7 protein-coding genes and 1 pseudogene are annotated in these 11,021 nt (G+C 59.1%); 4 read left to right on the top strand and 4 right to left on the bottom strand.

The features are described from left to right. Nucleotides 1-145: 145 nt before the first annotated feature. Nucleotides 146-394 (top strand): annotated as a pseudogene (locus ACLPJJ_RS10820) (aldo/keto reductase); the annotation flags it as partial. Here the strand turns inward: ACLPJJ_RS10820 and ACLPJJ_RS10815 are convergent. From ACLPJJ_RS10815 to ACLPJJ_RS10800, 4 genes are all read right to left on the bottom strand, one after another. Continuing rightward, nucleotides 391-1,800 (bottom strand): phosphatase PAP2 family protein, encoded by a 1,410-nt coding sequence (locus tag ACLPJJ_RS10815; protein ID WP_443590987.1) that lies wholly within the window; start codon nt 1,798-1,800, stop codon nt 391-393. The pseudogene ACLPJJ_RS10820 and the gene ACLPJJ_RS10815 overlap by 4 nt on opposite strands. 186 nt (nt 1,801-1,986) lie before the next feature. After that, nucleotides 1,987-4,080 (bottom strand): phosphocholine-specific phospholipase C, encoded by a 2,094-nt coding sequence (locus tag ACLPJJ_RS10810; protein ID WP_443590986.1) that lies wholly within the window; start codon nt 4,078-4,080, stop codon nt 1,987-1,989. Between the two features lie 93 nt (nt 4,081-4,173). After that, entirely contained in the window at nt 4,174-4,587 is a 414-nt protein-coding gene (locus ACLPJJ_RS10805) for an ExbD/TolR family protein (RefSeq protein ID WP_443590985.1), read from the bottom strand. Nucleotides 4,588-4,593: 6 nt separating this feature from the next. Then, nucleotides 4,594-5,256 carry a MotA/TolQ/ExbB proton channel family protein gene (locus tag ACLPJJ_RS10800; protein ID WP_443590984.1) on the bottom strand — a complete coding sequence of 221 codons (663 nt, stop codon included), beginning with the start codon at nt 5,254-5,256 and terminating at the stop codon, nt 4,594-4,596. A gap of 752 nt (nt 5,257-6,008) precedes the next feature. On the opposite strand from ACLPJJ_RS10800, the gene ACLPJJ_RS10795 reads away from it, so the two are divergent. From ACLPJJ_RS10795 to ACLPJJ_RS10785, 3 genes are all read left to right on the top strand, one after another. Next, entirely contained in the window at nt 6,009-8,336 is a 2,328-nt protein-coding gene (locus ACLPJJ_RS10795; protein WP_443590983.1) for a TonB-dependent receptor, read from the top strand. A 94-nt stretch (nt 8,337-8,430) separates the two neighbouring features. Next, nucleotides 8,431-9,060, top strand: coding sequence for an energy transducer TonB (locus tag ACLPJJ_RS10790; protein ID WP_443590988.1), 630 nt, complete (start codon nt 8,431-8,433; stop codon nt 9,058-9,060). Then, nucleotides 9,057-10,967: a bifunctional 2',3'-cyclic-nucleotide 2'-phosphodiesterase/3'-nucleotidase gene (locus tag ACLPJJ_RS10785; protein WP_443590982.1), complete on the top strand. Its 1,911-nt coding sequence runs from the start codon at nt 9,057-9,059 to the stop codon at nt 10,965-10,967. The genes ACLPJJ_RS10790 and ACLPJJ_RS10785 overlap by 4 nt, the downstream gene beginning before the upstream one ends. Nucleotides 10,968-11,021: the final 54 nt, after the last annotated feature.

The raw sequence follows: 11,021 nt of genomic DNA, 5'->3' as shown, positions 1-11,021 counted from the left end.
CCTCGCAACCCAATGCTACCCAAAAACCGCCCCGGTGGCCGCCAATCGACCTGCCTCCGCCAGACTCTCGGCGGTCGCTACGGCACGCCGATTACCGGCCACCTACACCACCGCCTGGGGCATGACCTGATACAACGCCACTCCGGCCAAGGTGGTACTGGCCTGGCTGCTGGCGCAAAAGCCCTGGATCGCGTCAATTCCAGGCACCACCAAGCTGAACCGGCAGGAGGAAAATCTCGACGCGGCAAATCTTCAGCTCACGATCTCTAACCTTGCTGAGATCGAAACCGTGTCATGCAAAATCAAAATCGGGTGGTGGCTTCGTCCGAATTCCGATCAGGCGGAACGCGGCATGACTGTCGTCGCCCAGACACCTCCTCTATTCGGCTACTAACTTTTGGGGCGCAGCTCTTCCGCATTGGCCGCCGCTTTGTATAGGTCGAGCCGCGAATATAGGCCGAACGGCGACCCGTTATCGAGGAAGCCGCCACCCGGCCCCTCCGTCATAGTGAGGATATGGTCCGCCTGCGCCAAGCTTAGATAGGGGAAGGCTGCGGTCAGCAGATACCCGGCATCCGGCGCAATTTTGCTAACATCCTCAACCTTACCAGCTTCGGCAGGGTAAACCACTGGCAGGCGGTAGGTCTGGGTCGATTCATAAAACGCCTCATCCGCCGCCCCGTTGGCAAACCGGCTGCTGTCATCCGCCGCCGCCGCCGAGATTTTCTCCCCTGCACCGGCCTCTAGCGCCTTGATCAGCGCAACATGCGCAGCCTTGACCGCCGTCGCATAATTGGCGATCGGGTCGGCCTTGCCCTCCTTCAGGTTCAGATACGCTGGGTTGTCCGCCAGCAATTGCGAAAGGTCATAATAAGCCAGCGTGCGGCCGGCGATCACGTCCATCGCGTAATGAGCACCTACCACGATCCGGCTATTGCCGTACTCGGCACCACGCGTGATCATCTGCAGGTAGCGCTCCGGCACCAGAATCGCGAGCAAGGTGGACTCCGTATAGGCATAGGTTGTGTGCCCGCTGGGGAAGCTCGGACTGCCGATCAAATTCTGGCCGTAATACGTGGCCCCCTTGGGAGGACCGTAGAGATACGCGCTGTTGTCCGAAGCCACGCCGAAATAATCCGTGCCGTCATATTTCAGCAGGGTGGGCTCAGTTTGGAACGGCCGGGAATCGCCAAACCTGTCTGCGCCCAAGCTGCCCGCCGGCTTACCATAGGCTTTGCCGAACACGTCGGTGGTGCCACCGTTAGCGGTGAGAATGGCAAGCGCCGCGGGCGAGACTGGCACCGCCGGATTGGTTCCCACTTTGGAGGTACCGTTCGCGAAAAAGAATTTCCCGGCATTGGCATCTGCCCCGGTGAGCGTGAAGGTATAAAGAATGAGGTTACCAACCGCAGGTGCCACGTTGGTGAATTGCACGGTCTTGCCGTCATCGGCGCTCGAATAGCGTGCCGCTGCCTGGTAGATGCCACCCAGCTTGGTGCCCAACCCATCCGCCAGCTCCGCCGCGTCACCGCCTGTGATGAAGGCGTCCCGCAGGGCCTGCTCCTGCTGCGCGGGAAGGGGTTGCAGCCCCGGCTGGTTAGCTGTGCCGGTTTGAATCGCTCCGGTGACAGCGAGATTGGCAGCCAGCGCAGCCTTGCCGGCATTGCTATTCCCCAACGTGCTGAATGGTGCCAGCCCCTGCAGCGCGATAAGGTTGATGGCGGTCTGTGCCTCGGCACGGGGGGCCGCGAGGCTGGCGGCAACCGCCAAGATGGATAGGCTTGTGACAAAACGCATCATCGAATCCCTAATACATTTAGTGCTTACTAGCCGGCGTGTAACCGGCGCCGGCCTAGTTGTGGACAGCGGTTACACGGTCGGTTGACGGGAGTGTCGTTCACTTATGCGGGCTCTGACGATACGGGCGCACATCATCAACGCGCTCATGCCGCCATGGTCTGAACCGATAAACGAGGGAACAATCGGTCAAACCGATTGTGCGACGTTGTTTGATTGAGCGATAGTCGGCATCGGCATGGTTGCTGCCGGGTCCGAAAAACTCGGATGCCCCGTCTCCACATGGCCAGCGAAGCGCCATGCAGAGCCGGCGGCGGTGACCGTGAAATCGTACCAGTGATGGCTGGCATCTAGGTTCCAATGATCGCTCAACGTTACGCCCGATGCGATTTCATGCCGTCTTACTCCGCCGCCATAGGCGTTATCGGTCACCGTGAACGAGACGGTTTGCACCGAACCATTACCGAGCAGCAGGTCGAGCGCGCCGGTCGGTTGCGTTAGGGCGGACACCATGATGCCCGGGGCGGCAGTTTGGGCGCCGGCCCGGTCAAAGGTACGGACAAACCCGTTCGGCCCGTAAACCATGAGTTCAAAGCCGCGCGCCTGGAGGGGGATAATGGTATCCAGGCTATCACCGGCACCGATGGTGTAGCGCAGCGGCACGGCGGTGCTGGCTCTCTGATAAACGTAGAAACAAGCACCTTGCGCGCCGGTATTCTCGAAATGCAGCTTTGCGCCACTAGCATCGGCGGTGAGTGTGGCAGTGACTTCCAGCCGGTAGGGCAAGGCGCGGGCCGGGCGCAGACCGGGCTCCTGCGGCATCAGCACGTCCGGTTGATTGAGGCCGGGCGGAACCGGAACCGGCAGGGACTTCACCTCCGCATCCGCGCGGGCGCGATAATCCTCGGTGCTCGGCAAATGCGGTATGCGGGAATTCGGCCGGGAAAAATCGAATGCGGTGGTGAGGTCGCCGCAGATGGCGCGCCGCCACGGCGAGATATTCGGCTCGGAAACGCCGAACCGCGCCTCGATGAAGCGAATCACGGAGGTATGGTCGAAAACCTGGGAGTTGACGTAGCCGCCCTTGCTCCAGGGGGAGATCATAAACATCGGCACACGCGGCCCCAGGCCGTAGGGGAGATTGTCGGCGGTGAAGAGCGGGTGATGGGCGGGGTTGACGACGTTGTGGATTTCGTCCGCCGTGCTGACCGTGCTCGCCCCCGGCAGTACCGGCGTGGGCGGTTGCGGGGGCACGACATGATCGAAATAACCGTCATTTTCGTCGTACATGACCAGCAGGACAGTGCGGCTCCAGACTTCTGGATTGGCGGTGAGGGTGTCGAGAACCTGCGAAATATAGGTGGCGCCATAGGCCGGCATATATTTGGGATGCTCGGAGAAGGCCGCCGGCGGCATGAGATAGGAAACTTGCGGCAGCTTGCCCGCTTGCACATCGGCGGCGAACTGTTCGAGATTGCGAACCGAGAAACCCCGGCGCTGCAGGCTGGAGCCTTCGGGTGCGTCGATGAACTGCTTGAAGCCCTGCAACACATTGAGGCCGAAATTGCCGTTGTACGGATCCTTCCAGTCCAGCCCCTGCTGGTAGACCTGCCAGGAGATCCCGGCCTGTTCAAGCCGTTCCGGATAGGTCGTCCAGGTGAAGGGGGGCAGATCAGGCTTAACCACAACGTCGGCGTTATCGACCAGCGGGCCGCCGCCAGCGCCGGTGGGGTCGTTCGTGCCGGTCATGAGGAACATGCGGTTGGGATGCGTGGGACCGGCGACGGAACAGAAATACTGGTCACAGATGGTGAAGGCATCGGCAAGTTCGAAATGATAGGGGATGTCCTGACGGGTGAAGAAGCCCATCGTCATGTCGGTTTTATGTTCCGGCCATGCATTATACAGCCCGCCAGCGAAGGCGGCATGCGTCTTGATCCAGCTATGGTCGAGCATGGTGACGGCCTGGGCGCCGGTACGCGAGGTATCCAGATGAAACGGGAGGATATGTTGCGTGTTGTCGTGCTGACGCGGCTGGAACCAAACCGGGCGGCCATCCGGTTGTACGATCGGATGGCGGTCGTTATGGCCGCGCACGCCGCGCAGCGTACCGAAATAATGGTCGAATGAGCGGTTCTCCTGCATCAACACGACGATGTGCTGGACATCCTCGATCGTGCCGGTCTGGTGATTTGCTGGCAACGCCAGCGCCCGGCGGATGCTGGGAGCGGAAAATCCCGCGGCCAGGGCGGAGAGTTTTAAAAAATTCCGGCGCTCAACCATTTCTAACCTCAAACAACACGGCATCATAAATTGTTACGGAAACCTGAATTTACATGCCGGGCCAGCCTAACCGTTGGGCTGGCCCGGCTTGAATTACTGCCCGGAAGCGGTGCCAGCTTGCGCGGCGAGACCGACATCGGTGACGCCCGCGGCGCGCGCGGCATCCATGACACTCATAAAGTGCTGGAAGGCGGTAGCTTTGTCGGTGGCGATGGTGAGCTCGGTTTTGGCCGGATCGCCGTCGGCCTGGAGGAAGGCCGTGAGCTGGTCGGTTGTCATCACCTGATCCTTCGCCTTGATAGTGCCATCGGCGAGCACGCTCACCATGATCTTCGGGTGCGGGAGCTCCTGGGTCTGGCTGGAGACCGGGAGCTGCATGGGCACGCCGCTATCGGGGATCATCTGCAGCGTAATGATGATGAAGAATACCAGCAGGAAGAGCATCACGTCGATCATCGGGATGATTTCGACGCGGCCCTTCTTGGCCTCGAAATACCGCATCTTCATGGCGGTTCACGCGGCCTGGTGTGCGCGCATCAATGCCGGCTGGACGGGAGCGTCGGCGGCGTCGGTGCGGTTGAGGATCAGCAGTTTCAGGCTGTCGAGCTGGTGGAGCGCAAGGCGTACCTGGTTCGAGAGCGCGTTGAAGCCGGCGAGGCCGAGCATGGCGATGAAAATGCCGCAGGCCGTGGCGACGAGGGCGTCGGCAACACCGGCGGTGACATCAGCCGGGGCGTGACCGGGCTGGGCGAGCACCGAGAAAGCATGGAACATGCCGACGATGGTGCCGAACAGACCGAGCAGCGGCGCGAGGGTAACGACGGTATCGAGAATCCAGAGGCGGCGATCAAGGCTGGGGGCGATGAGCATGATCGCCTCATCCATCCGCTGGTCGAGGTTTTCGCCGCGGGCGGTATCCAGGTGGTTGAGCGCGGCATATAGCACGGCGGCCTCCGGGAGGTGACCCGCGGCCTGCGTGAGCTGTTCAAGCTCGCCATAACCGAGGGCAGCGTGTCCGGCGGCGGCTTGAACGATGCGGTCACCGTCGAGGATGGTGCGGCGGAGCGACCAGAAACGATCGAACATCACTGCGAGCGCCAGCATCAGCAGAATGCCGAGCACATAGAGGACTCCGTCGGAGTAATTGGCGAGATGAATGATGTATGCGGCGGTCAAGGCTTTGCTCCGATTCAGAGGAATCCGTTAGTGATGGCGGCGCTGCTTAGTATGAAAAAATGATAATGCAATACCGCAATCCGCGCTAAATGCCGGAAGACTATTAAAAATCCATCGAAAACATCAGTGTCTTTAGCCATAAATTTGTATTTCATATGAGTCCCGCTAAAGCCAACAATTGTTATTTCGACAATAAATCGTCATTGCTTTGCGATAAAAATGTCGCCATTTTGTCATGTTGTCGCAGGGACACCACCTTAATACGGCTTCTCGAACCAAAGTCACGCAAGCTGCTTGCTAACTGGAGAGACACTCTCCCCTCCCCGCCGGTGCGGCGAATGCAAGCCTTCTGCTAGAGAGGTGATTAGACAGTCAATTCACAATGTAATAAGAAATAGAAAAACGATAGAACGTCGAATTCTACAGCCTTGTTCGAAAAACGACTTCTCCATGACGGCCGACTGGTCAATGGCGCCTGCCGGCAGTAGATGATGCAAAAGGCGAGGCTGACACATCCAGTACGCACACGGCTCGGGCCATGATTAAAGTGGGGCCATCCGCCCATTTTGTTGCCGTTCCGCCGTGAACAGAACATAACGATGCAAATCAATTCAAGGTTCACGTTGCGTTATCACAATTACCTAACTGCACGTATTTTGTCGCTAACGAAACGTAAACAATTCGTCATATAACAACCATCATCCTGTCATCGATCGCCGCTAGAGACCGCCGCACAACAGGAGAGTACCTTAGTGAAAAAAACAAGCCTACTTCTCGGCACGGCGTGCAGCACGCTGCTTGCCTGCTCGTCGCTCGCCTTCGCACAGGATAACAGCACGCCCACCCCCATCCAGGGCATCAGCAAATCCACCAGTGGCACGGGCACCATCGCCGCGGCCATGGCGAAAAAAATCCCGCTGAAATCCCCCTTTGCCGCCAGCCATATCAGCAAAGCCGAGATCGATCAGAAATCCCCGGCCGCGACGATGGACACCATCCTCAATACCGAGCCCTCGATCAACGCAACCTCCTCCGGTCCGCTAGGCGTTCAGCAGAACATCACGTTCCGCGCCTTCAACTCATCGCAGTTCTCGCAGACTTGGGACGGTATTTCGCTCAATGACATTTTCCAGGGCGGCTCGACCAACGCCTATTCGGTAACGAACAATATCCTCCTCATTCCACAGGATATTGAAGGCGTAGATCTCTACCGCGGCATCAACAACCCGGCGACGAACGGTTATTTCTCGCTTGGCGGCACGATCAATTATGAGCCGGTTGAGCCCTCCGATACGGCTGGCGGTTCGATTACCGGCAATTACGGCAGCTTCGATACGCTTGGCTACAACGCCAGTGTCAACACCGGCAAAGTCGATGGCTTTAAAAACGTCATGGAATTCAGCCACGAAAACACCAGTGGCTGGCTGCAAGGCGACCACGACACCAACTCGAATTTCTACGATGCCTTCAGCCAGGATACTGGTTCCACCGGCAAGATTTATGGCAATTTCGTCTATAACGAAAACCATGGCGAGACGACCTATGACGTTCCGCAATACCTCGTGCAAAAATTCGGCCGGGATTTTCAATATCCCCAGAGCATGTACAATAATCCGATAAATGACACCAACTATCTCGCCATTTTCGGCACCACGCAGGCGCTGAACGACTTCACCACGTTCGACCTCAAAGGTTTCTTCGGCACCGACAACTTTTACCGCAACGCCTATAGCAACCCGGCCGATCAGGCGACCGGCTTCTACATTCCGAACGGGGATGTGAATCTAGGCACATCAAAAAAACCCAACGAACAGGACACCACCTATTACGGCAATTACGGCACTGAGGCCGGCTTCCAGCCAAAGGTCACATTTAACCTGCCGTACAACATCGTCACGGTCGGCGGCAATTACACGCTCGGCCATCTGCATAGCGACGAGTTTGTCAGTAATTCGGATCCTGTCATTACGCAGTCTTTGAGCAATGAGTTGTGGGAAGAACATGATACCCGCACGATCTACTCAGCCTATATGCAGGACGAGATCGATCTTTTCAACGACAAGCTCAAAATCACGCCCGGCGTGAAGTATCTGTATGCCAACACCAAGAGCGTCGTCGATCCCGGCTCAAAGGATTATGCCCTCGGCGGCTCGGTATCAGGCACCTCGCACTACACCTCGCCGACGGCTGGCGTGTCCTACGAATTCCTGCCTAACACGGTGATCTACGGCGCCTACGGCCAGAATGTCGAATTCCCGACGATCAATGCGTACTATGGCAACGTCGAGAGCACAGGGGTCGAGCCGCTTCATCTCGAACCCGAGCATGTCGATGATTACGAAACGGGCCTGCGCTACCGCAATAACCGCCTTGGCTTCAACAGTGCGCTTGGCTTCTATCTCGAAAACTTTACCAACACTTTCATTACTTCCACTGACCCTTCGAGCGGCCTGACCACGACGGCGAATGGCGGCTCTTCGCAGTATAAGGGCATTGAACTCCAGCTCGCCGAGGATTTTGGTCATAAGCATATCAAGGGTACTGACGTCGGCGACTTCACCAGCTACATGAACTATTCCTATAACCATGCCGTGTTCACCAGCAACTTCGATATCTCCTCGGTTGGTAACAGCATCGCTCAGGACGGCACCGTCACCAAGGGCACGCCGGTTGCCCTGGTGCCGGAGGATATCGTGAACTTTGGTGGCAGCTGGAGCCTGGATGGCTGGGGCGCGAATGCTGACGCCCGTTATGTCACCTCGCAGTTCATCAAACAGGCTGACGCTGGCACGACGAGCGATCTTCTAGAGCCTGCCTATTTCACGCTGAATCTCGGTTTCTCCAAAACCATCCCCGTTCATATGGGCGCTGCACAATCCCTGAAGTTCCAGTTCAATATCGATAACGTGCTGGACCGCGCCTACGACGCCTATGCCTACGCCGAGACCGAAAAAGTGGCTACAGGGGCGGCCAGCCCGTATAACTCGCCGCTCGCCAAGGGCGCCGCGTCTGTGTCTTACGCTTCGGTTCAGGAAGCGGCGCCGCGGGCGTTCTACGGCAGCGTGACCCTGAGCTTCTAATTTGATGACAAAAACTTTTAATACAATGTCTGTAAACTTCGCGTCCGAACCTGACCGGTTCGGACGTGCCTTTTTAGCCGCCGTCGTGGTCGAAATGATCGCTGTTGCGGCGTTTGCGTTTGCGCCCAGCCCGCCGCCAACCGTGCCACCCAGCGTGGTGCAGTTGCAGGTGATCCAACCCGCCCCCATTCCCGTGGCAAAGCCACCGCCGCCCAAACCGCCACCGCCGCAGCCCACGCGGCCCACACCTCCAGTGCCCGTCACGCCGCCACTCCCCGTGCCGCCACCGCCGCAGCCGCACCACCCGGCCATGCACAGCCATCCGCGTCACATCGTGCAGCCGCCTCCGCCGCCGCAACCGGCTCCGCCCGTCCCCGAACCACCGGCGCCGATGACCGCAGCGCCGCCGCCTTCACCCGTGGCCGAGCAAACCGTGATGTCGCGCTATATCAGCCAAGTCCGCGCCATCGTGCTCAGCAATTTGGTCGTCCCCCAGCAGCTCATCGATGCCGGGCTGGAAGGCGATTGCATCCTGCAATTCACGTTGGGTCCCGACGGCACGATCCTCTCGGCCAGCATCGCATCCCCAAGCGGTCTCAAACCGGTGAACGAAGCCGCAATTGACGCTTTGCGCGCCTCGCATTTGCCGGCTTTTTTCCCTGGCATGCCCGACCAACCGCATGCCTTTAGCCTCCCCGTCCATGTCAGTGGAGACGCACAGTGACCCTCACCCCCAAACGCCGCGATGTTTTGCTAGGCGGTGCCAGCCTTGCCGCCCTGGCGGCCGGCCCCGCTGCCGCGGCCGCCGCCACGACCATCAAGCTTCGCCTGCTGGAAACCTCCGACCTTCACACCTTTGACGAGGACTATGATTACTTTCGCGACAAGCCGGACGAAACCGTCGGCCTGACCAAAGTCGCCACCCTCATCCACGCCGCCCGCGCGGAGGTTCGGAACAGCCTTTTGTTCGACAATGGCGACACCATCCAGGGTAATCCGCTGGCCGACTATGTGGCCTTGCCCGGCAACTTCCCGGCCGACGGCATCCACCCCACCATCCGCGCCATGAACACGCTCGGCTATGATGCCGCGACGGTCGGCAATCACGAGTTCAACTACGGCCTGCCGTTGTTCGACGCTGCGCTGAAAGGCGCCAATTTCCCTTTCTGCTCGGCGAATCTTCTTCACCTGGACGGCATGCCGTATTTGCCGCCAACCCTGATATTGGAGCGCACATTCACTGCCGAGGACGGCACCCCGCAAAAACTTAAAATCGGCGTCATCGGCTTCGTTCCACCGCAGATACTGGAGTGGGACAAAGCCCATCTGGTTGGCCACGTCACCACGATGGACATTGTAGACTCGGCACGCCTGCACGTTCCCGCCTTGCGCGCGCAGGTCGATCTCCTCATCGCCCTCAGCCATTCCGGCATTTCCACCGCCCCGCGCCAGGGCGGCGAGGAAAACGCCTCCTATTACCTCGCTTCCGTGCCGGGTATCGACGTCATTTTCACCGGCCATTCCCATCGGGTATTTCCTGGTCCTGATTACGCCGGTATTGACGGGATCGACGCCGTGCGCGGCACATTGGGTAATATCCCCGCCGTCATGCCGGGGTTCTGGGGCAGCGAACTTGGGGTCATCGACCTCACCCTCACCCAGAATAATGGCCAATGGCGCGTCGCCGATTTTTCCGTCACCACCCGCCCCATAGCGGTGCGCGACGACAAGGTGGTCACCTCGCTCGCCGCCAACGACCCCGCAGTGGATGCGGCGGTGGCCCCCGAGCATCGTAAAACCCTGGACTGGATCAGAACACCGATCGGCCACCTCGCCTGCCCTGTGAACAGCTATTTTGCGATGATCGGCACGGATAGTTCGCTCGCCTTGGTAAACGCTGCCCAAATTTGGTACGCGCAACCCCTGCTGTCGGCCGCCAACGCCGGGTTGCCCGTGCTCTCGGCCACCGCCCCCTTCAAGGAGGGCAATAAATCCCCCGACAATTACGTGGACCTTGCGGCGGGCACGATCGCCATCAAGGACGTCTCGGATCTCTACATGTATGCCAACACCGTGGCTGCCGTGCGGGTGAACGGCGCGGAACTGCAAGACTGGCTGGAACATTCGGCGGTAGTTTTCAACACAATCGACCGCGACAACCCCGCCCCACAGCCATTGCTCAACCCGCACGTCCCGTCCTATTTTTTCGACGTCATCTCCGGCATCACCTATGATATCGATATCACCCAGCCCGCTCGCTTTGGTGCTCACGGCAAAAAGCGCGAAGACGCCCACCGCATCGTCAACCTGCGCCATAACGGCGTGCCTGTCGCCGCGGATCAACAATTTGTCGTTATCACCAACAACTTTCGGGCTGACAGCGGCGGCATCGTGAAAGACCCGAGCGCCGTCATTCTCCGTGCCCCGGACCAAACCCGTGACGTCATTGTCCGCTACATCCTGGCCAAAAGACATATCGACGTCGAAACTCAGGCCATCTGGTCTTTTGCGCCCATAGGCGCGCCCATTACCGTCACCAGCGTCACCCATGCTGGTAATGTTTTTTTGGCGCAGCAGGTAGCGCGATGCGGCAGGAGAGCTTTCGAAGGTGACGGTAATGGGCGCGCCTAGGGGCGCAAAAGACCAGATGGCCTGAGTTTCGACGTCGATATGTCTTTTGGCCAG

The organism is Acidocella sp. (genome assembly GCF_052326845.1).
Taxonomy (GTDB): domain Bacteria; phylum Pseudomonadota; class Alphaproteobacteria; order Acetobacterales; family Acetobacteraceae; genus Acidocella.
Note: the sequence above shows the minus strand (reverse complement) of the source record. Positions and strands in the feature narration are given on the sequence as shown.